Annotated in this window: 21 protein-coding genes and 1 tRNA gene; 12 read left to right on the top strand and 10 right to left on the bottom strand. The window is 66.5% G+C overall.

The genetic code is table 11. The annotated features are described in order from the left end of the window. Positions 1-21 precede the first annotated feature (21 nt). Positions 22-870 carry a prohibitin family protein gene (locus VGK27_02855; GenBank protein HEY3489045.1) on the top strand — a complete coding sequence of 283 codons (849 nt, stop codon included), beginning with the start codon at positions 22-24 and terminating at the stop codon, positions 868-870. On the opposite strand, the gene VGK27_02850 is transcribed toward VGK27_02855, so the two are convergent. Beyond that, the gene (locus tag VGK27_02850) at positions 854-1,894 is read right to left on the bottom strand and encodes a hypothetical protein (GenBank protein ID HEY3489044.1); all 1,041 of its coding nucleotides are present in this window, start codon (positions 1,892-1,894) and stop codon (positions 854-856) included. The genes VGK27_02855 and VGK27_02850 overlap by 17 nt on opposite strands. Before the next feature lie 172 nt (positions 1,895-2,066). On the opposite strand from VGK27_02850, the gene VGK27_02845 reads away from it, so the two are divergent. Both VGK27_02845 and VGK27_02840 read left to right on the top strand, forming a co-directional pair. Next, positions 2,067-2,735 (top strand): carbonic anhydrase, encoded by a 669-nt coding sequence (locus tag VGK27_02845; GenBank protein HEY3489043.1) that lies wholly within the window; start codon positions 2,067-2,069, stop codon positions 2,733-2,735. After that, on the top strand, positions 2,732-4,114 hold the full coding sequence (locus VGK27_02840) for a class II fumarate hydratase (GenBank protein HEY3489042.1): 1,383 nt from the start codon (positions 2,732-2,734) through the stop codon (positions 4,112-4,114). The genes VGK27_02845 and VGK27_02840 overlap by 4 nt, the downstream gene beginning before the upstream one ends. A 10-nt stretch (positions 4,115-4,124) precedes the next feature. Here the strand turns inward: VGK27_02840 and VGK27_02835 are convergent, their stop codons facing one another. Continuing rightward, entirely contained in the window at positions 4,125-5,300 is a 1,176-nt protein-coding gene (locus tag VGK27_02835; protein HEY3489041.1) for an MFS transporter, read from the bottom strand. Positions 5,301-5,306: 6 nt separating this feature from the next. Beyond that, entirely contained in the window at positions 5,307-7,445 is a 2,139-nt protein-coding gene (locus VGK27_02830) for a cation-translocating P-type ATPase (GenBank protein ID HEY3489040.1), read from the bottom strand. A 101-nt stretch (positions 7,446-7,546) separates the two neighbouring features. Between VGK27_02830 and VGK27_02825 the strand changes: the two genes are divergently transcribed. After that, entirely contained in the window at positions 7,547-8,386 is an 840-nt protein-coding gene (locus VGK27_02825) for an autotransporter domain-containing protein (protein ID HEY3489039.1), read from the top strand. A gap of 25 nt (positions 8,387-8,411) precedes the next feature. Next, entirely contained in the window at positions 8,412-9,254 is an 843-nt protein-coding gene (locus tag VGK27_02820; GenBank protein ID HEY3489038.1) for a hypothetical protein, read from the top strand. Positions 9,255-9,266: 12 nt separating this feature from the next. Here VGK27_02820 and VGK27_02815 read toward each other — a convergent pair whose 3' ends face one another. Genes VGK27_02815 through VGK27_02795 form a run of 5 tightly spaced genes read right to left on the bottom strand, consistent with a single transcriptional unit; the run spans position 9,267 to position 13,606 of the window. Beyond that, positions 9,267-9,749, bottom strand: coding sequence for a GNAT family N-acetyltransferase (locus VGK27_02815; protein HEY3489037.1), 483 nt, complete (start codon positions 9,747-9,749; stop codon positions 9,267-9,269). Beyond that, on the bottom strand, positions 9,746-10,777 hold the full coding sequence (locus VGK27_02810; GenBank protein ID HEY3489036.1) for a hypothetical protein: 1,032 nt from the start codon (positions 10,775-10,777) through the stop codon (positions 9,746-9,748). The genes VGK27_02815 and VGK27_02810 overlap by 4 nt, the downstream gene beginning before the upstream one ends. Next, positions 10,774-11,769 carry a hypothetical protein gene (locus tag VGK27_02805; protein ID HEY3489035.1) on the bottom strand — a complete coding sequence of 332 codons (996 nt, stop codon included), beginning with the start codon at positions 11,767-11,769 and terminating at the stop codon, positions 10,774-10,776. Before VGK27_02805 ends, VGK27_02810 begins: the two co-directional genes overlap by 4 nt. After that, positions 11,742-13,055, bottom strand: coding sequence for a KamA family radical SAM protein (locus VGK27_02800; protein ID HEY3489034.1), 1,314 nt, complete (start codon positions 13,053-13,055; stop codon positions 11,742-11,744). The genes VGK27_02805 and VGK27_02800 overlap by 28 nt, the downstream gene beginning before the upstream one ends. A gap of 17 nt (positions 13,056-13,072) precedes the next feature. After that, positions 13,073-13,606 carry an XRE family transcriptional regulator gene (locus VGK27_02795; protein HEY3489033.1) on the bottom strand — a complete coding sequence of 178 codons (534 nt, stop codon included), beginning with the start codon at positions 13,604-13,606 and terminating at the stop codon, positions 13,073-13,075. 253 nt (positions 13,607-13,859) lie between these two features. Between VGK27_02795 and VGK27_02790 the strand changes: the two genes are divergently transcribed. From VGK27_02790 to priA, 5 genes are all read left to right on the top strand, one after another. Continuing rightward, entirely contained in the window at positions 13,860-14,561 is a 702-nt protein-coding gene (locus VGK27_02790) for a GntR family transcriptional regulator (protein HEY3489032.1), read from the top strand. Between the two features lie 78 nt (positions 14,562-14,639). After that, entirely contained in the window at positions 14,640-16,250 is a 1,611-nt protein-coding gene (locus tag VGK27_02785; GenBank protein HEY3489031.1) for an acetyl-CoA hydrolase/transferase C-terminal domain-containing protein, read from the top strand. Then, entirely contained in the window at positions 16,250-16,870 is a 621-nt protein-coding gene (locus tag VGK27_02780) for an acetate uptake transporter (protein HEY3489030.1), read from the top strand. The genes VGK27_02785 and VGK27_02780 overlap by 1 nt, the downstream gene beginning before the upstream one ends. A gap of 60 nt (positions 16,871-16,930) precedes the next feature. Continuing rightward, positions 16,931-17,006 (top strand) — tRNA-Ala (locus tag VGK27_02775). A 102-nt stretch (positions 17,007-17,108) separates the two neighbouring features. Continuing rightward, complete coding sequence (gene priA, locus VGK27_02770; GenBank protein ID HEY3489029.1) at positions 17,109-19,352, top strand: primosomal protein N'; 2,244 nt, start codon at positions 17,109-17,111, stop codon at positions 19,350-19,352. Positions 19,353-19,382: 30 nt separating this feature from the next. On the opposite strand, the gene VGK27_02765 is transcribed toward priA, so the two are convergent. Then, on the bottom strand, positions 19,383-19,745 hold the full coding sequence (locus VGK27_02765) for a hypothetical protein (GenBank protein ID HEY3489028.1): 363 nt from the start codon (positions 19,743-19,745) through the stop codon (positions 19,383-19,385). 745 nt (positions 19,746-20,490) lie between these two features. Here VGK27_02765 and VGK27_02760 point away from each other — a divergent pair. Then, a complete protein-coding gene (locus tag VGK27_02760) occupies positions 20,491-20,790 on the top strand; it encodes a hypothetical protein (GenBank protein HEY3489027.1) in 300 nt (99 codons plus the stop codon). Then, positions 20,763-21,152 carry a hypothetical protein gene (locus VGK27_02755; GenBank protein HEY3489026.1) on the top strand — a complete coding sequence of 130 codons (390 nt, stop codon included), beginning with the start codon at positions 20,763-20,765 and terminating at the stop codon, positions 21,150-21,152. Before VGK27_02760 ends, VGK27_02755 begins: the two co-directional genes overlap by 28 nt. 77 nt (positions 21,153-21,229) lie before the next feature. Here VGK27_02755 and VGK27_02750 read toward each other — a convergent pair whose 3' ends face one another. Further along, positions 21,230-22,000, bottom strand: coding sequence for a PKD domain-containing protein (locus VGK27_02750; GenBank protein ID HEY3489025.1), 771 nt, complete (start codon positions 21,998-22,000; stop codon positions 21,230-21,232).

Below are 22,000 nucleotides of genomic sequence, written 5' to 3'. Positions count from 1 at the left end.
CGGAAACCCAGGAGGAAGACGATGGAGAAGATCGTGATCGATCCGGCAGGCATGCAGAAAGCCAAGCGCGTGATCGGGGTGGTGGCGGCGGTCGTCGTTGCGCTGATCGTGCTGGGCGGCCTCAACCCGTTCGTGATCGTCGGGCCGGGGCAGCGGGGCGTCGTCCTCAACTTCGGCGCGGTGCAGCCGATCGTCCTCGACGAGGGGATCCACTTCCGGATCCCCGGCTACCAGAAGATCGTGCGCATCGACGTCAAGGTCCAGAAGGAGCAGACCGAGGCCGAAGCGTCGTCGAAGGACATGCAGGACATCCAGGAGACGATCGCGGTCAACTACAACGTCATCCCCGACAAGGCGGGCTGGCTCTTCCAGCACATCGGCGAGGGCTACCGCGAGCGCGTCATCGATCCCGTCGCCCAGGAGGTCGTCAAGGCGACCACGGCAAAGTACACGGCGGTCGAGCTGATCACGACGCGCGAGAAGATCCGCTCCGAGATCAAGGAGCTGCTCAAGGCGCGGCTGATGGCGTACAACCTGTCCGTCGTCGACGTCTCGATCGTGAACTTCAAGTTCAGCGCGCAGTTCACGCAGGCGATCGAATCGAAGCAGACCGCCGAGCAGCTCGCGCTCAAGGCGGCGCGCGACCTCGACCGGATCAAGATCGAGGCGCAGCAGAAGATCGCGTCGGCGCAGGCCGAGGCCGAGTCGCTTCGGCTCCAGAAGCAGAACGTCTCGTCGGAGCTGATCCAGCTTCGGGCGATCGAGGCGCAGCAGGAGGCGATCCGCAAGTGGAACGGTGTCCTCCCATCGGTCACCGGCGGCGCCGTGCCGTTCATCGACGCGAAAAGCTACATCATGATGGGGAAGTAGCCCCCGCAGCCTTGTTGAGGTCGGCGAGCACCGCCTTCATGTCGAGGTTGTGCAGCAGGGCGCTCTGGCGCACCGACTCGGTCTTCTGTCCCGGGCACGAGAAGCAGCCGCCGCCGAAATGCTTGCGAAACACTTTTTCCGTCTCGGGGTAGACCGCGAGGATGTCGCCCAGGATCGCGTCGGGCCCTATGGCTGCGCCGCGGCGGACGGTGGCGGTGACGGCGACGGATGCTTTGCCGCCGGCGGGAGCGGGGGAGGCGGCCGTGGGCGCCGGGCCGGCCGCGACGATCGGCAGCCCCGTGGCTTCCGACAGCAGCAGCATCGTGGGGCCGAGATCGAGGTTGTGGCGCTGGCACGCCATCCGGACGGTCACGGGAATCGACTTGATCTGCTCCCGGTGCGCCGGGTCTGCCAGCCCGCCAAGGCCCGCCTTGACGAGCGCGTCGGCGGCGTGCGGCCACCGGGTGATGAGCTCGCCGACCCGGAGGTCGGGAGAGAGGGCGACGGGGGTATCCGTCCCGAAAGCGTCCTGCGGCGACACGGCGGCCGGGGAACAGCAGGAGGACGTTGCGTCCGGGGCGCCGGTGGATGCCGTCGCGGGGCCTGGCGCGGGCGCCGCGACCGGTTCCTCCTCGGCGTCCGCCTCCTTGAACAGCATGGTGGCGACCAGGTTGACGACGAAGACGGCGTTTCCGATCACCGAGACGGCAGCGAAGGCATGGAAGGCCGGCGGGATCTCCGGCCGGAAGGTCGAGACCATCCCGAGCAGCCCGATGTTCGCGAGCCAGAAGTGGATCGGTACCCAGCCGGGAAACTTGAGCGTCGTTCCGTTGAAGCGGGGCAGGATGAAGTAGCCCACCCCGTAGATCATCATCGACATGAAGCCCGCCAGGTTGAAGTGGACGTGGGCGAACTTGACCCATTCGGGCGAGGCGGCGGCGCCGCGCGTCAGCGCCCCGATGGCACCTGCGGCCATCAGGTAGACGAGCGAGGCGAGCACGAAACCCTTGGTATAGCGATCCATTCGAAAGACCTCCGGCAATATCGGCTTGATGTTTCCAGTATACGCGGACGATTTCACGGGCGTCCTTGACGAACGTCAAGGTCTCCTCCTTCCCGCCCCCATTTTGGCGAACCGCGTCTCCGCGGGGTCGGATAGGATAAAGGCAGAAGCGTAAGGCGGAGGCGAGCACATCGTGAAAAAGCTGATTTCCGGAATCCACCGATTCCGCGACGAATACTGGGGCGAGTATCGCGAGGTGTTCGAGCATCTCGCGGCTCACGGGCAGAACCCGGACGCCCTGTTCATCACCTGCTGCGACTCCCGCATCGACCCGACGTTCCTGACGCGCGCGAAACCGGGCGACCTGTTCGTCGTCCGCAACATCGGCAATTTCGTGCCGCCTTACCGGGAGGGCCATCCGGACGTCACCGGGGTCGGGGCCGCGGTGGAATACGCCGTCGACTTCCTGCGCGTCAAGGATATCGTCATCTGCGGCCATACCGACTGCGGCTCGATCAAGGCGCTTTACGCCGATCGCAGCCGGTTCGAGGATGGCCGGACACCCCACATCGCCGAGTGGCTGAAGCTGGGCGACCGGACGGTCCGGGTCGTCGCCGCGAGCTATCCCGATCTTTCCCACGAGGAGCGCTTCGCCATCTCGTTCGAGGAAAACGTGCTGGTGCAACTCGAGAACCTGTGCACCTACCCGGTCGTGCAGCGGGCGATCGCCGAGGATCGGCTCCATGTGCACGCCTGGTTTTTCCACATTGCGTCGGGGACGGTCTACGACTACAACCCGGCGACGGAGCAATACGAGCCGATCCGCTTTGAAGGCGGCATGGAAAGGGGGAAAAGGGCATGACGACCTACCGGGTCGAGAAGGATTCGATGGGCGAAGTCCGGGTTCCCGCGGAGGCGTATTACGGGGCGCAGACGCAGCGGGCGGTCGACAACTTTCCCGTGAGCGGCAGCCCGATGCCGATGGCCGTGGCGCACGCGGCGGCGATGATCAAGGGACTCGGGGCAAAGAGCAATGCGACGCTCGGCCTGCTGAAGCCGGAACTGGCGGAGGCGATCGCCGCGGCGTCGCGGGAAGCCGTCGCCGGGAAGTTCGACGACCAGTTCGTCGTCGACGTGTTCCAGACCGGGTCGGGCACGTCGACCAACATGAACGTCAACGAGGTGCTGGCCAACCGCGCGAACGAGCTTCTCGGGGGGCCGCGCGGCGGCAACGCGCCGGTGCATCCCAATGACCACGTCAACCGCTGCCAGTCGAGCAACGACGTGATCCCGTCGGCGATCCGGATTGCGGCGCGGCGGGCGTTGTCGGAAGAAGTCGCGCCGGCGTTCGAGGCGCTGCGCGAGGCGCTGTCGGCCAAGGCGGCCGAATTCGCGGACGTGCTCAAGATCGGGCGGACGCACCTGCAGGATGCGGTGCCGGTGACGCTGGGGCAGGAGTTCTCGGCCTACGCGGCGCAGGTCGCAAACGGGCTGAACCGGATCCGGTCGACGTACCACGACCTCGAGGCGCTGCCGTTGGGCGGGACGGCAGTGGGGACCGGGCTCAACGCACACCCCGATTTCGCGCCACGAACGATTGCGGCCATCGCATCGGCGACCGGAATCCCCTTCCGCGCGGCCGAGAACCGTTTCGAGGCGATGGGGGCTCAGGACCCGCTCGTCGCGGCGTCGGGCGCCCTGAAGGGGATGGCGGTCTCGCTCCTGAAGATCGCGCACGACCTGCGGCTCCTCGCTTCGGGACCCCGCTGCGGGTTTGGCGAAATCGACCTGCCCGAGCTGCAGCCCGGTTCGTCGATCATGCCGGGCAAGGTCAACCCGGTGATCCTCGAGATGACGATCCAGGTCTCGGCGCAGGTGATCGGGAACGATGCGGCGGTGACGCTCGGCGGCGCGCTCGGCATCCTCGAGCTCAATGTCATGCTGCCGGTGATCGCCAGGAACGTGCTCGAATCGGCGTCGCTCCTGACGGCCGCGGCCGGGTTGCTCTCGGGGAAGTGCGTCGGAGGCATCACGGCCAACCGGGAGAAGTGCGCCCAATCGATCGAGCGCAGCCTCGCGATGGTGACGCCGCTGGCGGTCAGGATCGGCTACAACAAGGCCGCCGAGCTGGCGCACGAGGCCTTCGTCACGGGGAAGACGATTCGCGAGCTGCTGACCGAAAAGGCGCTGATGCCGAAGGAGGAGATCGACGCGATCCTCGACCCGAAGACGATGATCTGAAGGGCCGGATTCAGCGGGCATCCCCCGGACGCGGCGTCTTGAGCGCCAGCAACAGCACCGATGAGAGCAGCGCGAGCGCAGCGGCGGTCAGGAAGGCGGTCGGCGCGCCGCGCCAGGCGTAGAGCGCGCCGAACAGGACGCTGGCGGGAAGCGCCGAGATGCCGACCGCCAGGTGGAACCAGCCGAACGCGGTGCCGCGCAGCGACTGCGGCACGAAGTCGGCCACGAGCGCCCGCTCGGCGCCCTCGGTCGCGGCCGAGTATAGCGCATAGACGAGGAACAGGGCGACCATCCAGGCGGGCCCTTCCGCAAATCCCCAGGCGGCGTAGGTCGCCGCGTAGACCATCCATCCCGCAACGATCATCTTCTTCCGGTCCCACCGGTCGGCCAGCGCGCCCGCGGGCGTCGAGAGCGTCGATTTGACGACGTGGAACGCACCCCACAAAAGCGGGACGTACTTGACGTGGATGCCTTCCTGGACGGCGCGCAGGATGAGGAAGGCGTCGCTCGCGTTGCCCAGCGTGAACAGCGCCACGATGGCAATGTAGCGGCGGAACGGGTCGGGAAGCGCCGTTCCGAACAGCTTCGGCGGCGGGCCCGCGGGCTTCGGCCCGGGGACTTCCCGCACGGCCGTGAGGAGCACGATGACGGCGACGGCGCCGGGGACGGCCGACCAGAGGAACACCGTGCGCAGCGGCAAGCCGGCGCCATAAAGCAGGGCGAAGGCGGCGAGCGGTCCGACGACCGCGCCGAGATGGTCCATCGCCCGCTGGAGCCCGTAGGCGCGCCCGCGGTCCGCCGGCGGGACGTAGGCGGCGAGCAGCGCGTCACGCGGCGAGGTGCGCACGCCCTTGCCGATCCGGTCGGCGAATCGCACCACCAGGACGTGCGGCCAGGCAAACGCGAACGCCATCATCGGCCGCATCAGCGCCGAAAGCCCGTAGCCGGCCAGCACCAGCGGCTTTTTCCGTTTCACCCGGTCGGACGCCATGCCGGAAAACAGCTTGAGCAGGCTGGCCGTCGTTTCCGCGACGCCCTCGATGAGTCCGAGCGCCGCCGGGCCCGCGCCCAGCGTCGCGGAGAGGAATACGGGGAGCAGCGGATAGATCATCTCGCTGGAGAAGTCGGTGAAGAAACTGACGATGCCCAGCGCGAGGACGTTCCGGTGGAGCCTGGACTTCGTCACGGGGCGTTACCTTCCCTTCCGGGGAATGGACCCCAGCAGCCGCAAGCCGTTGAAAATGACGAGCAGCGTCGTGCCCATGTCGGCAACGACCGCCATCCAGAGCGACGCATAGCCTGCCGCCGCCGCTGCGAGGAAGCAGGCCTTGATGAAGAGCGACGCCGCCACGTTCTGGCGGACGACGGACACCATGCGGCGGCCGAGCGCGACGGCGCCGGGGAGCCGGTGCAGGTCGCCCGACATCAGGACGACGTCGGCCGTCTCGATCGCGGCGGGCGAGCCGGCCGATCCCATGGCGATGCCGACGGAAGCCAGCGCCAGCGCGGGGGCGTCGTTGATGCCGTCTCCGACGAACGCGACGATCCCCTTTTCGGAGACCATCCGGCGGACCAGCATCTGCTTGTCCTCGGGGAGCAGTCCGGCGTAGACCTCTTCGATTCCCACGGCGGCGGCTGTGGCCCGCGCCACGTCGTCCTGGTCGCCGGTCAGCATCGCGAGCCGAAAGATTCCCATGGCCCGGAGCGCGCGCACGACCGATTCCGCTTCGTCTCGGGGGACGTCCTCCATCTCGATGATGCCCAGGACGCCGGATGCGCTCCCGACGATCGACAGCGTCCGCCCGGAGGGGGCCCCGCCCCTGGCCAGCGCGGCATCGATCTCGGGACCGGCGTCGCCGATCTCGTCGAACAGCCGCCGGTTGCCGACGTAGATCGTCCGGCCTTCGATCTCGGCCGAGACGCCGCGTCCTTCGTGGACGGCGAAGCCGGTTGCCCGGGAGGTGTCGAGCGCGCCGGCGAGCCCGAGCCGCTGCGCTTCGTGGCGCAGCGCCTCGGCGGCCGGGTGCGCGGATCCGAACTCGACGGTGGCCGCGAGCCGGACGACTTCGCGGGCCGTGGCGCCGCCCAGCGGCCGCACCCGCACGGCGCGCAGGCGGCCGCGCGTCAACGTGCCGGTCTTGTCGAACGCGACGGCGCTGACGCGACCGAGCGTCTCGAGCGCGTTCGTTCCTTTGACGAGGATGCCTTCGCGGGTCGCGCGCGTCAGCGCCGAGATGGTGGCGACCGGCGCGGCCAGGACGATGGCGCACGGGCAGGCGATGACGAGCACGACCAGCGCCCGGTAGGCCCAGGCCAGGGGGGTGCCCATCCCGAGCAGCGGGGGGACGGCGGCGGTGAGGATGCCCAGGACGAGCACGGCGGGCGTGTAGATCGACGCGAATCGCTCCATGGCCGCCTGGACGGGCGCCTTCCCCGCCTGCGCCTCCTCGACCCGGCGCAGGATCCGGGCAAGCGTCGAATCGGACAGCGGCCGCACAGCTTCGGCCAGCAGGAGCCCGAGTCCGTTGACGGCGCCGGCATGAAGCTCGCTCTCGGGGGACTTGGAGACCGGGAGCGATTCCCCGGTCAGCACCGACTCGTCGACCTCGGAAACGCCCTCCCGGACGATCGCGTCGACGGGAACCCGCTCTCCGGCGCGGATCACCAGCAGGTCGCCCGGCCGGACGTACTCGGCGGGAATCACCCGGTCGGCCCCGTCCTCGCGGACGACGGCCTGTTCCGGCGCGCGTTCGAACAGCGCGGCGGTGGCGCGACGCGCCCGGTCGAGGCTCTTGGCCTCAAGGTAGTTGGCCAGCGCGAACAGGGTGACGACGACCGCTGCTTCCGTCATTTCGCCCATGGCCGCGGCGCCGGCGATCGATAGGGTCATCAGCGCGTTCATGTTGAGCGACCGGTTTCGGACCTCGCGGAACCCGCGCCAGGCGACGGGAAATCCGCCGACGAGGACGGCGGGGAGGAAGGTCCAGGCGCCGGCTTCGGGGAACAGGTGGAGCAACCGGGCGGCGACGGCGAGCGCCAGCAGCAACAGCGAGGCGCCGAAGGTGCGCAGCGGCGCACTCGGGGCTTCGGGAAGGTCGGTCTTCCGGAACGATTCGTCCACCGCCTGCCCGGGCATGCCGATTTCCCGGAGCGCGGCCAGGATGCGGTCGAGGTCGTTTTCGTGGAGGACCTCGACCTGCCGGGAGAACAGGTGGAACGTCAGCGAGGAAACGGTCGGGAGTCGGGAGAGCGCCGCACGGATCTCGCGCTCCTCGTCGGGGCAGTCCATCGCGGGAACGAAAATACGGGTGTTTGTCGGGACAGGGGTCATCCTTTCTATTTTCCGTCCACCGGGAGCGCTTTACAATGTAGGATAAAGAATTTTCGGGGGTTGCCGATAAGTAATGAAACGCCCCGGAACGGGAGGATTGCATGCGCCTGAATAAACTGGGTTTGTGGATAGGGGTCGCGGCCGTTTCGGTCCTTTGCGCGACGGGATCTTCAATGCCGGCCTCCGCCGAAGAAGATTTCCTGAGCCAGAGCGGGAACGACTCTCCGGTTTCGGTATCGAACCAGGCCTGGGGGCGTCTCGAGTATTTCAACTGGCGCGAATATGACGGCAAGCTCTCGCGCGCCAAGGAATCCGGCCCGCGTCTCTCGGTCGGCGTCGCGCGCAGCTACAACCGGGACGACATCACCTTCACTCCCCGCGTGGGCGCCATGGTCGGTTACGTGGGCAACGAGGGGACGCTCGGTTATGCTCCCAATCGCTACATCGATACTTACGCCAAGTACCTCGGCTTCGATGTCGGCGCCGACGTCGGCGTGGTCTACCACCTGCAGGGAGAATCGACGGTCGAGCCCTTCCTCGGCCTCGGCTGGAACTGGTGGCGGCGCGACATCGCGTCCTGGGGCGGGCCGCGCGAAACGTGGGACACCATCTACGCCCGCGGCGGGGCGCGTGCCTCCGCCAATCTCGTGGCCGGGCAGAAGCCGTTCCGCGGCTACGGCGAGCTCGGGCTCAGGATGCCGCTTTCCACCCAGGATTCCGTCAAGCTCGCCGGCCAGGGGAAGGTCAACCTCAAGCCGCGGGGCGCGTTATCGGCATTCGCCGAGGCGGGCGTCGTGATCGACCGGTGGCGTTTCGGCGTCTCCTACGACAGCTGGCGCTTCATGAACTCCGACCCGGTCGCGCTGCCCGACGCGACACCGGTCGCCCAGCGCAAGTCGGCTGCCGACATCTATTCGCTCAACGCCGGCTATTCCTTCTAGCCGGATTCCCTGCCCCGGAGGCCCCGTGAGGATTTCCCGACTGCCCAGACGACTAACCTGCGCCCTGGCGCTTTCGTTCCTTTTGCCCGCGACCGGGGCATTCGCGCTCGAAGCGGATTTCCTGCAGGAGCCCAGCGGGGAATCGCCCGTGACCGCCTCGAACCTGGCGACAGCACGGCTCGAATACTTCAACTGGCGCGAGTACGACGGGGACACCCGCCTGCTCAAGGAGAGCGGTCCCCGGCTCCAGCTGGGCGCCTCCCGCCGCTACAACCGGGAAGACATCACGTTCACCCCCCACGTCGAGGGCATGTTCGGCTACGTCGATTACGACGGCCACACGCAGGGCGGGACGCCGGTCTCGACCGACGTCCGCTACGTCGGGTTCGGCATCGGCGCCGACATCGGGGCCGTCTACCATTTCGTGGCCGAGTCGCAGGTCGAGCCTTATCTCGGGTTGGCCTGGAACTATTGGCGCCGCGACCTTCGGACGACTCCCCAGGCCACCGGCTACCTCGAGACATGGGACAGCGTTTTCGCCCGCGGCGGCGCCCGGGCCGAGGCCGACCTCGTGATCGGCGCAACCCCGGTCCGGGGCTACGGCGAGCTCGGGCTCAAGCTTCCCTTGTCCACCTACAATTCGGCCAAGTTCCCCGGTTTCGGGAAGGTCAACGTCAGCCCCAAGGGCAACCTGTCATTGTACGGGAGCGTCGGGATCGTCAAGGGCCCCTGGCGTGGCGGCCTGTTCTACGACGGCTGGCGCTTCCAGGCTTCCGATGTGACGCCGGCCGGTGGCGGAGCGTTCGGGCTGATGCAACCCAAGTCCCGGGCCGACATCTTCGGGATCGAGGCTGCTCGCGCCTTCTGACCGGGCGGCGCGCTACACAATCCGCCGCAGGTAGACAAGCTTGTCGTCGCCCCGGTCGTAGTAGTCGGGCAGCTGCGCCGCGAGCGCGCAGCCGATCTTGTCGTAGAACGCCCGCGTATCGCCGTAGCATTCCTTCGACGACGTTTCGATGACCAGCAGGTAGCCCCCCATCTCCCGCACCCGTTCCTCGACGAACGCCACGAGCTTCCGGCCGTATCCGCGGCCGTGCCGGTCGACGCGGGTCGCCAGCCAGTAAAGGTCGAACGTGCCCGTAGTCATCGGATTCTTCCCGAAGCAGGCATAGGCGACCACGGCGCCGTCTTCCTCGACAAGGACGTAAGGATGGTAGTCGTCCTGGCCGGGCTTCGTGAGCGCGATATCGACCAGCTCCAGCGCGACGTCGACCTCGTGCGGCTTGAAGACGCGCGTGCCGGAAATCAGCGCCCCGATCGGGTCGCGATCCCCCGACTCGATCTTCCGGATCCGGAGACTCACCTCGCCCCCAGCCCGATGCCAAGCCGCAGGATCTCGGCGATCATCGCCGAATAGGACAGGCCGGCCGCGGCGGCCGCCCGCGCCATCCCGGCGTCGGAAGAAATGTCGGGGTTGGGATTCACCTCGAGCACGTGCGGGCGCCCTTCGGAATCGGCCCGGAAATCGACGCGGGCGTAGCCGCGCACCCCGAAGAGCCGGGCGCAGGCGAGCGCGGTTGTCTGCAGGGTGCGCCGGAGGCCGGCCGGGATCCTCGCCGGGACGACGGATCGGATGGCGTCGTAGGCCGGGTGGGTCGGGTCCCACTTCGACGCGAAGCAGCAGACGCGCCACGCAGGTTCGTCGTAGACGAGCTCTCCGGGCGGCAACGCCCGGTACGGATCGGGGCCGGTGCCGTTTCCCAGGACGGCGACGTTGAATTCCCGCCCCCCGACGAACTCCTCGGCCAGTGCTTCCTGGCGGAACTCCGCGATGACGCGGGCCACCTGCCGGCGCAGCCCGGCTTCGGAGTCGACGACGCTCGCGTCGGTGATGCCCGCAGAGCCGTCCTCGCGCGCCGGCTTCACGATGACCGGGAAGCGGAGTCCCGACTTCCCGCGGGAGGTGGCGCCGTAGAGGCGATGGCGCGGCGTGGCGATCCCTGCCTGCGCCAGGAGCGCCTTGACCAGCGCCTTGTCGTTGCACAAGGACAGTGCGGAGGGCCCGTTCCCGGTGTAGGGAAGCTGCAGCAGCTCGAGCAGGGCAGCGCCGTGCGGCTCCTTCTGGGCGCAGTCGAGCGGCCCTTCGGCCAGGTTGAAGACCGCGGCGGGCGCGAAGGCGCGGAGCGCGTCGCAGAGCGCCCCCGGCTCGCGCCCGAACAGGAGCGGGTGAGCGTCGAACCCGGCGGAGGTCAGCGCCCCGGCGATCGCGGAGGCGTTGAGCGCAAGGTCCATCGAAGCCCGGAGGTCCTCATGAACCTCGGCCAGCGCCGCGTTGACGCAGGTGTAGAGCACCGCGATGCGCGGGGCGGTTTTATCGGACTTCGGCCTCATGCCGGGGTCATCCCGTTCCGCGCCAGCGCATGGCCGAGAATCTCGCCGACCAGCGCCCTGTGGGGGATGCCGACCGCATCGGCCATGATCGGCAGGTCGCCGTAGCCGGGGCAAAGGCCGGGCAGCGGATTGCACTCGATGAACTGCGGGGTACCCATTCCGTCGACCCGGAAGTCGATGCGGGAGAAATCGCGGCAGCCGAGCAGCCGGTAGATGCCCAGCGCGCACATTGACAGCCCGGAGAGGACATCGGGCGGCAGCGCGGGCGGGACGCGATATTCGACCTGGCGTTTCCAGTCGCGCTTGACCTCGAGCGAGTAGACGAACGTCTCGTTGGACATGGTCTTCGGGACGATCTCCATCATGCCGACCACGCGAGCGTCGTCGCCGTTGCCCACGATGCCGACCGTGATCTCGGGCCCCGCGATGAACGACTCGACGATGGCTTCCTGTCCGTACGTCTCGATGACGAAGCGCACCATGTCGCGCATCGCCTCAGGAGTCGTCGCCCGGGAGGCGAGCCGCACGCCCTTGCTCGAACCTTCGAAGGCAGGCTTGACGATGACGGGGAACGGGAGGTCGACGGCATCGGCGTCGGCCACGCTGCGGCAGACGCCGAACGGCGGGGTCGGAAAGCCGCCGCTCGAAACCATCCGTTTGGCGGAGGGCTTGTCGAGCGTCACGCAGAGCGTCAGCGGGTCGGAGCCGGAATAGGGGATGCCGAGCAGCTCGAGCAGCGCCGGGACATGCGCCTCGCGGCAGCGGCCGCCGGTCCCTTCCGCAAGGTTGAAGACGAAGTCGGGGCGCGTCTCGCGGAGCGCATCGACGATGCCGGGGCCGGCCTGAAGCGGGAAGACGTCGTGGCCGAACGATGCGATGGCGTCGATGATCTGCCGGACGGCGTCGGGCGAATCGAATTCCTCGAACGCGTCCTCGGGCAGGTGGCCGGGATGCTCCGCCGGCCTTACGTTGAAGGCGAGGCCGATTCGCAACGGCGTTTCCTCCGGGCGAGCCGCTCGTTGCCGGCCGGGATGAGCGACTTGGCCTCGCCGGTCATCAGGCGATACACGTCGTTGCGGGGAGCCGGCCCGGGGCCTTCGGGCTGCGCCGATGGGCGGTCGGAAGCCTTCGCCTCCTCGTAGCTCACGATGATTCCCTCGTAGTTGCGCAGGACGGTGCGTTCCTCGCCCATCGACAGGATGTAGTTGGGCATGATCGGGATCTTGCCGCCGCCGCCCGGCACATCGACCACGAAAGACGGGATGGCCAGCCCCGAGGTATGCCCACGCAACGCCTCCATGATCTCGACGCCGCGCGATAGGCGGGTGCGGAAATGTTCTAGACCGCGCACCATGTCGCACTGGAACAGGTAGTAGGGGCGGACCTTGGCCTTGAGCAGCGACGTGTTGAGCTTCCGGATCACCTCGGGGTGGTCGTTGACCCCCCGGAGCAGGACCGTCTGGTTGTTGACGGGGACGCCGGCGCGGAGTAGCCGGTCGCAGGCGCGGGCCGCCTCGGGCGTGATTTCGCGTGGATGGTTGAACTGCGTGTTGAGCCAGATCGGGCCGTACTTTCCGAGCATGTCGCAAAGCTCGTCGTCGATGCGCATGGGCAGGACGACGGGGACGCGGGAGCCGATCCGGATGATCTCGACGTGGGGTATCCGGCGCAGGTTCTTGAGGATGTACTCGAGCCGCGCGGTGGGCAGCGTGAGCGGGTCGCCCCCCGAGACGATAACGTCGCGGATCTCCTCGTGCCGGCGGATGTAGGCGAACATCTTCGACAGCTCGAACTCGGTCTTGGCGCCCTCCCCCAGGACCCAGATCCGCTTCCGGGTGCAATGCCGGCAATACATCGAGCAGAAGTTGGTGACGACCATCAGGCACCGGTCGGGGTAGCGGTGCGTGAGACCCGGCACCGGCATGTCCTTCTCTTCCTCGAGCGGGTCGTCGAGCCCGACGTCGGTGAACTCCTCGACGGAGGGGATCGCCTGCAGCGCGATGGGGTCGTTGGGATCGTCGGCCCGGATGAGCGACAGGTAGTAGGGCGTGATGCCGACGCGGTAGAGGTCGGTCACCCGCCGCATCAGCGCGCGGTCGTCGGGGTCGAGCTCGAGCAGCGCGGACAGCTGCCCGACGTCGGTCACGCGGTTCGCGAGCTGCCACCGGTAATCGTTCCACTCGCGCTCGGTGACGCGCGGCCAGGGTGGATCGTAAGCGTCGGCTCTGCCCCCGGAGCCGGGTAATGTCAGGGCATCCTCACCGGATGGCGTGTCCATGACCCTCCTCTTTCTTCTTATGCATTGGCCTTGACCCAAAGAAATTCGACGGGCGCCTTCCCCTTGTTGAGGAAGGTGAAACCGCTCTCGCCGCGGAAGTAGAGGCTATCTCCTTTTCGGGCGACATAGACCGCCTTGCCGAGCTGGAGGCCGAGCCGCCCATTGACCACGAACACGAAGTTTTCGCCTTCCTGCGCATGCTCGGGAATCGGCTTGCCTCCCGGCCGGATGACGGCGTTGTAGGCGGTGACGGACCGGCGGCGGCTGCGTGGGAGCAGCGTCACGAACCGGTGGTAGCCGGAAAGGTCGGAAGGAAGCGCCTCGGATTTGCGGAACAGGACCCTGACTTCGTCGGCCGCGGCGAAGAAGGAGGAGGGCGTTTCGTTGAGGGCGGCAATGATTTCGAGGAGCGTGGGGACGGAAGGCGTGGAGATGTTGCGCTCGATCTGGGAGATGGCGCCCTTGGTGAGTCCGGCCCGCTCGGCCAGGTCGGACTGGGCCAGCCCGTTGATCTGCCGCAGGTGCCGGATCTTTGAACCGATATCGAGCACGGCGCTTTGGATTAAACCCTCCGTTTAGTATGGCTATCCTGATTGTAAGAGCATCGACGTCGCTGTCAACAGAAAATGCGAGGAGCGTGCAATGCGCGCCCTCCAAACCGGAACCGGAATGTCGCCCGATCGCCCGACAGGCCGAGACCCTTGTCCTGCTCCGATAATGTGTCGACACATTCCGCTTGCAAAGCGGGATTTAACCCCATAGAGTGGCTATTAAGGTCATCAATGAAAGAAAGGTGTCGACAGAATGGATTCGAATCGCGATATCAGCCCGTCCTCCGCTTCCCTGACGGACCGGGTCTTCGAGATCCTGCAGGATGCGATCACCAAGGGGGAGATTCCCGCGGGCAGCAAGATCTCCGAGCCGGAACTGTCCAAGGCGCACGGCATCAGCCGCGGGACGCTGCGCGAGGCGTTGAGCCGCCTGGAAGAACGGCGCCTCGTCGTCCGGTCGCCGAACCACGGCGCGCGGGTCGTCTCCCTGTCCTACGAGGAACTGATCGAGACGTACCAGATCCGGGAAGCGCTTGGCGGCCTGGGCGCCAGCCTGGCGGCCGTGAACATGACCGATGAGGAGATCGCGTCGCTGCGAAGCCTGCTGCGCGAACATGAAAAAAGCATCGCGGAAGACCAGGGGCTCTCCTATTACCAGAAGGAGGGCGAACTCGATTTCCATTACCGGATCCTCAAGGGAAGCCGGAACAGGAAGCTGCTGGCCATCCTCGACGGCGGGCTCTACCAGCTGATCCGGATGTACCGCTACCAGTACAGCACCGCCAGCCCCCGGCCCTACCAGGCGCTGAAGGAGCACCACCGGATCGTCGACGCGATCGAGGAACGGGATTCGGAACTGGCGGACCTTCTCATGCGCCGCCACATCCGGACCGCCCGCCTCAGCGTCGAGGAACGGCACAGGCAGGCGATCGAGGCACAGAATCGACATGCCTGACGTGCTGGTGAATGTCAGGGCCGGCGACTCCAGTCGTCAGGAACCGCAAGACAATAAAACAATGGGGGGGGATTGCGCATGTCGGAATACGGAACGTTAAAGGATCGGGTTCGCTGCAAGTCGCTGCTGGGCAAGGTGATGAGTGCCGAGGAGACCATTCCGTTCTTCAAGAACGGCATGAGCCTGGGATGGTCCGGTTTCACGCCCGCCGGGTATCCCAAGGCGGTCCCGATCGCCCTGGCCGACCATGTCGAGAAGAACAACCTTCAGGGCCAGATGCGGTTCAGTCTCTTCACCGGGGCATCGGTCGGCGCGGAGACGGAAGACCGGTGGGCGAGCCTCGACATGCTCGATCGCCGCTGGCCCTACCAGACCGGCAAGAACATCGCGGCGGGCATCAACGAGGGGCGCATCCGGATGGGGGACAAGCATCTCTCCCTGTTCGCCCAGGATCTCGGGTACGGGTTCTACACCAAGGACACCGACAGCGGGAAGCTGGACCTGGCGATCATCGAGGTCTCCGCCATCACGGAAGACGGCGGGCTGGTGCCCACCTCATCCTGCGGCGTCATCCCCGAGATCCTCAAGATCTGCGACCGCATCATCGTGGAAGTCAACGTGGGGCAGCCGTCGTTCGAAGGCATGCACGACAACGTCAGCTGCGATAATCCGCCGGAGCGACAGGTGCTGAACATCACCCGGGCCGATTCGCGGATCGGCACTCCCCATGTCCCGTGCGATCCGGGCAAGATCATCGCCGTCGTGGAGTCGCGGTACCGGGACAACGGGCGCGCATTTTCCGATCAGGACGAGACGTCCGGGGCGATCGCCAACCACATCATCGACTTCTTCACCCACGAGGTGAAGGCCGGCCGCCTGCCGAAGAACCTGCTGCCGCTGCAGTCCGGCGTCGGATCCATCGCGAACGCGGTCATCGGCGGGCTGGCCAAGGGGCCGTTTTCCAACCTGACCGTCTATACCGAAGTGCTCCAGGACACGATGCTCGACCTGATCGACTCGGGCAAGCTGGACTGCGCCTCGTCCTGCTCGCTGTCGCTCTCGAAGGACGAGGGCTTCCCGCGTTTCTTCGCCGACATGGACAAGTATTCCGGCAAGATCCTCCTGCGGCCGCTCTCGATCTCGAACGCGCCCGAGCCGATCCGGCGCCTGGGCGTCATCGCGATGAACACCCCGGTCGAAATCGACATCTACGCGCACGCCAACTCGACGCTGGTCGGCGGCACCCGGATGATCAACGGGATCGGCGGCTCGGGCGATTTCCTGCGCAACGGCTTCCTGAAGATCATGCACACCCCGTCTTCCCGCCCGTCGAAGACCGACCCGAACGGCATCTCCTGCGTCGTGCCCCACTGTTCCCACATCGATCACACCGAGCATGACCTCGACTGCGTGGTCACCGAGCGGGGACTGGCGGACGTGCGGGGGCTTGCGCCGAAGGAACGCGCCCGGCGGATCATCAAGAACTGCGCCCATCCCGATTACCAGCCGATCCTGGGCGAGTATCTCGATATCGCGACCAAGGACTGCATCGCCCGGAAAGTCGGCCACGAGCCCCAGCTGTGGGACCGGGCCTTCAAGATGCAGCTGAACCTGGCGCAGAACGGCACCATGAAGATCACGAACTGGGACATGAAGATCGATCTGTGCGAAAAGGGAGGGAATGCATAATGGCCATATCGACACTGCAGGAACGGATCCCCGTATTCGCGATCGACGACGCTGCCGCCTACTCGATTCGCGACACCACGGGGAATCCGGCGCCGCTCGGGCTCCTGGGCTTCGGCATGACGACCGTCCTGTTGAACCTGCACAACGCGGGGATGTTCCCTATGGACGCGATGATCCTCGGCATGGGGATTTTTTACGGAGGCCTCGGACAGATCATCGTCGGGATCATGGAATGGAAGAAAAAGAACACGTTCGGCGCGACGGCGTTTACGTCCTACGGCATTTTCTGGCTGACGCTGGTCGCGCTGGTCATTCTTCCCCGGACGGGCCTCGTCGCGGCGCCCGCGGATTCTTCGATGACCGCCTACCTGTCGATGTGGGGGCTCTTCACCGGCGTCCTCTTCATCGCCACGTTGCGGCTCAGCCGGGCTCTGCAGGTCGTGTTCGGCTCGCTGACGGTGCTGTTTTTCCTCCTGGCGGCAGGAGATGCGACCGGAAGCCACGCAGTCAAGATCCTGGCCGGCTACGAGGGGATCTTCTGCGGCCTGTCCGCGATCTATGCCGGGCTGGCGCAGGTGCTCAACGAGGTCTACGGGAAGACGGTCGCGCCGCTCGGCTGACCGGGCATATTTCCCTTTGACACAAATGCCGAGGTCGTGGAAAATGATTCGTTCAAAGGTGGGGGAGTAGCTCAGCTGGGAGAGCACCACGTTCGCAACGTGGGGGTCGAGAGTTCAATCCTCTTCTCCTCCACCATCTTGATTATTCCATACGCCCCGCGCTTCATTGCGCGGGGCGTTTTTCGTGATCCTTTGCGACCCCTCCAAGCGTTCCACCCGCGGTACAATGCCTTCCACGATGCGATCGCTATTCCCTTCCGATGAAAAGTATGTCGAGGTCGCGGTGCCGCTGCCGCTCGACAAGCCGTTCACCTATCGCGTTCCGGCGGGGCAGGAGGCGCGTGCGAGGGTCGGCGTCCGGGTGCTGGTGCCATTCGGTGCGCAGAAGTTGACGGGGTTGGTGACCGCGGTCGTCGACGAATCGGCGCTCGAGGGTCACGCGGCCAAGGCGGTCCTGGCGTTCCTCGACGACGAGCCGTACATCACCGAGCGGCACCTCGCGTTCCTTTCGCGCGCGGCACGCGAGTGTCTCGCGCCGCTGGGCGAGATGCTGCGCACGGCGCTGCCGCGCGGCCTGGCGCGCCACGAGGCGCCGACGGCGCCGCGCACCGAGACGGTCTACCACCTCGCGCCCGGCGCGCCCGAGGGGGCGCCGATGACCCCGAAGCAGCGGCTCGTGGCCGACGCGCTGCGCGAGGCCGGCGAGCTGGCTGCGGGGGCGCTCTCCGAAAAGGTGCCGGGCGGGGGCGATGCGGCGAAGCGCATGGCGGCGCGGGGGTGGCTCCTCGCCGAAGCGCGGGAGCGGGTGGTCGGGCTGTCCGATACGCACCTGCCCGACCTGGCGGGGGCGCTCGATCCGACGCCGGCGCAGGCGACGGCGCTCGAGGCGATCGGCGCCGCGCTTCGGGGGCCGGAGTCCGCGGCCTTCGTCCTGCACGGGATCACCGGCTCGGGCAAGACCGAGGTGTACCTCCGGGCGATCGACATGGCGCGCGCGCAGGGGCGGCAGTCGATCTACCTCGTGCCCGAGATCGTTCTCACGCCGCAGTTGCTCGGGCGCGTCCGGTCGCGCTTCGGCGACGGCGTCGCCGTGCTGCACAGCCAGCTGACGCCGGCCGAGCGGACCGCGCAGTGGCGCAAGGTCCGGGCGGGCGAGGTTTTCCTGTGCGTCGGCGCCCGGTCGGCGGTGTTCTCCCCCTTCCCGGCGCTCGGCTTGATCGTGGTCGACGAAGAGCACGATGCCGCATACAAGCAGGAGGAGGGGATCCGGTACCAGGCGCGCGACCTCGCGCTGCTGCGGGCCGGCATCGAGGGGGCCACGGTGCTGCTGGGTTCGGCGACGCCGTCGGCCGAGGCGATCCGAATGACGCGGACGGGGGCGGCGACGCTGCTCGACCTGCCCGAGCGGATCGGCGACAGCAAGCTGCCCGACATCCGGATCGTGGACCTGCGGGGCCAGGTCGATCGTCGAGGGGCCGACCGGTACTTTACCCCCGAACTCGAAACGGCGGTCGAGGAGACGCTGGCGCGCGGCGAGAAGGCGATGCTCTTCCTCAACCGTCGCGGCTACGCCCCCGTGCTCTCGTGCCTCGATTGCGCGGCGACGGTCCAGTGTCCCAACTGCCAGGTTTCGCTCGCCTTCCACAAAGAATACGACGCGCTGCTCTGCCACTATTGCCATGTCCGGCAAAAGCCGCCCGACGCCTGCCCGTCGTGCGGCGGACACAAGCTGGCGCAGCTGGGGCTGGGGACCGAGCGGCTGGCGGCTTGGGCCGAGAAGCGCTGGCCCGATGCGCGGGTGGCGCGGCTCGATTCCGACGTCGGCCGGACGAAGGGCGCCGCGAGCGGCGTGCTCTCGCGGATGCACCGGGGAGAGGTCGACATCCTCGTCGGCACGCAGATGATCGCCAAGGGGCACGACTTCCCCGAGGTGACGTTCGTGGGCGTCCTCTACGCCGACGCCTCGCTCAACTTCATCGACTTCAGGGCGTCCGAGCGCACCTTCCAGGTGCTGACGCAGGTGGCCGGGCGCGCGGGGCGCGGCGACCGGCCGGGGTCGGTGCTCATCCAGACGCTGTCTCCCGACAACAGCTGTCTTCGGAAGATCGCGGCACACGATTTTTTCGGGTTCATGAACGAGGAGCTGGCGGTGCGGGAGTCGCTCGAATACCCGCCATACGGGCGAATGATGTTGCTGCGCCTTTGGGGGCCGAAGGAGGAGCGGGTGCGCGATGCGGCGGCCCTCGTGGCCGCGGCGCTTTCGGAAGCGCTCGCGGCGCACGAGATCCGGTTGTTGGGCCCCGCCCCCTCGCCGATCGCGAAGGTGAAGAAGCTGTACCGCTATCAAATACTGCTCAAGATGCCGGCCGATTTTCCCGTGGCCGACGTGTTTCCGGAGCTGCTGCGCCCGTTGCGTGACGCCGTCCGCCGCCATGGCGCCCGGATGGAAGCCGACGTCGATCCCTACCACATGCTCGTCTGAACCCCCCTCGAGCGCAGACGGACGCGGCGGTCAGCCCGCCGAAGCTTTCGAGCGTTTTTCCTCTTTCGGGGGTTCGGCGGGGAGCGCCTCGATCCGCTGGAATTCGTCCTTGATATAGTCCTTGAACTTGCGGATCTGGATCCGGGCGGCGGGGTCGTTGGGGCCGGCGCCCTCCTCGGACGGGCGCAACAGCTCGAAGTAGCGGATGCCGCCCGCCGTGGCATAAGAGCGCGACGGGACGAGCACCGTGGGCGCCTCTCCCTTTTTCGACCGCCAGACCGAGCAGCCGACCAGCTTGAGGCCCGCGAGGAGCCCTTCTTCAAAATGAATTTCGACGTCGGCGAGCTTGGATTCGGGGGTACCGCCGTGGTTCAGGACATAATGCAGCCGCATGGTGCGACCTCCTTCGGGTTGGGTTGTCCTAAGGTGTGTCAACATCCGTGCCGAACGGCGGCGGAGGTCGGACCGGGTGATCTGGCAAGCCCGGAAAGGCGCGCTTCCGGGAGTCGACGGCGATTCGGTAGGCTTCCCGGCCACCGGAGGCGTAGAGTTTGCCCGCTAACCGGACCAGCCCTGAAACGTGTAGTCGGCGGCCAGCAGGGAATTATCGTCTTCGATAAAATTGAGGTGGGAAGCAAATTCTGGCCAGAAAGGAGGAAGCGATGGCCTACCGGTTCAAGGCGATATTGCCGCGCATCCCCCTCGAGGCCGAGGGCGTCCAGCTCAACTTCTGCAAGAACACGGAGTGCCAGAACTACGGCGTTCCCGCCACCGCAACCTACAGCAAGAACGACAACGCCGGCCTCTACCACAAGGGGGCTAGACCGTCTCTATCTGTCCACGGACGGCCAGTACGTCATCAACTGGAAGGTTCGCGAAGACCGGCGGAACATCAAGCTCGAGGCGGTGGGTACGGCCGACAACAACAGCGGCTACGTGTTCGCCATGAACCTCAACTACATCGACGGCGTCGACCCCGTCACGCTCGAGTCCGAAGCCACTCCGGAAAAGGGGATTCCGGTACCGTTTCGAAAGTACGCGCAGTACTGGCTCCAGGAGGACTACGCGCCGAGCCGTAGCCCGCGCCGAGATCCGGGCGAAGAAGAGCAAGCGAAAGCGGTTCAAGATCCCCAAGACCATGATCGAGCGGATTCGTGCGCACGCCAAGGAAGCGGTCGAGCGGGAAAACATCGAGGACCCGTCGGCGCTCTCGTCCGTCCTGCGTCTTCCGATGAATGGGGTGCAGTTGAAAGAGGATTACGTGTTGTTCGCGCACTTCGAGCTTCTTAAGCGCCTGCTTGCGGACAACGTCGACAAAATCCGATTTTGCTTCGACCACGACTCGGGCATCCGCGCGGCCTGCCTGGCGACCTTCGTGGAGGAGATCAAGGCGGAGCGCGCGGACGCCACATGTACGTCTCTCTCGCGTATGGACTGACCCAGCCCACCAAGTTGGCGATCAAGCGGGCCGCCAAGAGACGGTTCAAGAAGACGAAGGCGGCGCATCCCGGCCTCACCGATCGCGAGGTCGAGACCGAGATGATGCTAGAGGAGATTCGGAGCCGCGAAAGCGACAACCTGTGGGGCGACTTATGGGTGCATCACCCGCTGCCGGATATGGGGGAGCCGGAGAAGATAATGTCCACCGAAGCCGCAACTTCGAGCCTTCACAAGAAGAATCCGCGGGCACCAGCCGCGGGAAGCCCCCAACTCTTTCCGTTTAACACGGCTTGCCGGGTGCTTGCCCTTCCGGGCAACAGGAAGGGGTCTCCCCATACGAGGCGCGAACCGAATAACTGAGTCCGCAGTCCTCGCAGGAAAGAACCTCGCCCCCGGGCAGATTGAGCGACACCGTCATCATGTCTTTCTGTTCCGGGTTATGGCGACAGGATGACGGAAACCGGTGAGGACGTGTAGCCTCTGGCCTTTCCGTCAGCATCGTAGACAAATCCAGTTTGGGTAACCAGGAAAGATGTTACCCCTTGCGGGACGTCGAAGCAGTACCGCACACGCGTCCGTTCGCCGGGACGGATTCGGCCCAGTTGGATCGGCAGTGAGGTGGGTTCCAGCGATGCCGGGTCCACTACTTCTCCTGGAAGGGGATACACGGGCGAGTACGACAGGTTCTGGCCCAGCGTCGCGCCGTCAGCGGTTTTCCCCGAGACGCTTTCGATCCGGACGTTCGACGCCTCGGCCGTACCGATATTCCCGATCTCCAGGTCCGCATACGCCACGCCGGGCGCGCGGGTTCCAGAGGCAAGCACCTGCAAGGACACCTGCGGCCCGTCCACAACTTCGACCCGAACGACGCTCTGCCCGGTTTCCCCGCGACCATTCACAACCGTTGCCTTGACCAAGTATGTTCCCGTTTTGTCGTACAGGTGGGTGACCGTCCGGTTGTCCGTCGTCGTTTCAGCGGTGACGTCGTCGCCGTCAAAATCCCACAGCGTTTTCACGATAGCTCCGCCGGCAGGATCGGACGCGGTAACCTGAAACGATACCGACAAGGGAACGACTCCTTCTGTCGGGGTCGCAGTGAATGAAGTCACGGCGGGACCACTGATGGCGGATGCCCTTCCGGGGATTAAAGCGGCAAGCGCCAACAGGAGCGCCGCGGTCAGAACTCCGAAATTATTACCCCTCTTCAT

Source organism: Candidatus Deferrimicrobiaceae bacterium (assembly GCA_036504035.1).
GTDB lineage: Bacteria > Desulfobacterota > Deferrimicrobia > Deferrimicrobiales > Deferrimicrobiaceae > JANXPS01.
Note: the sequence above shows the minus strand (reverse complement) of the source record. Positions and strands in the feature narration are given on the sequence as shown.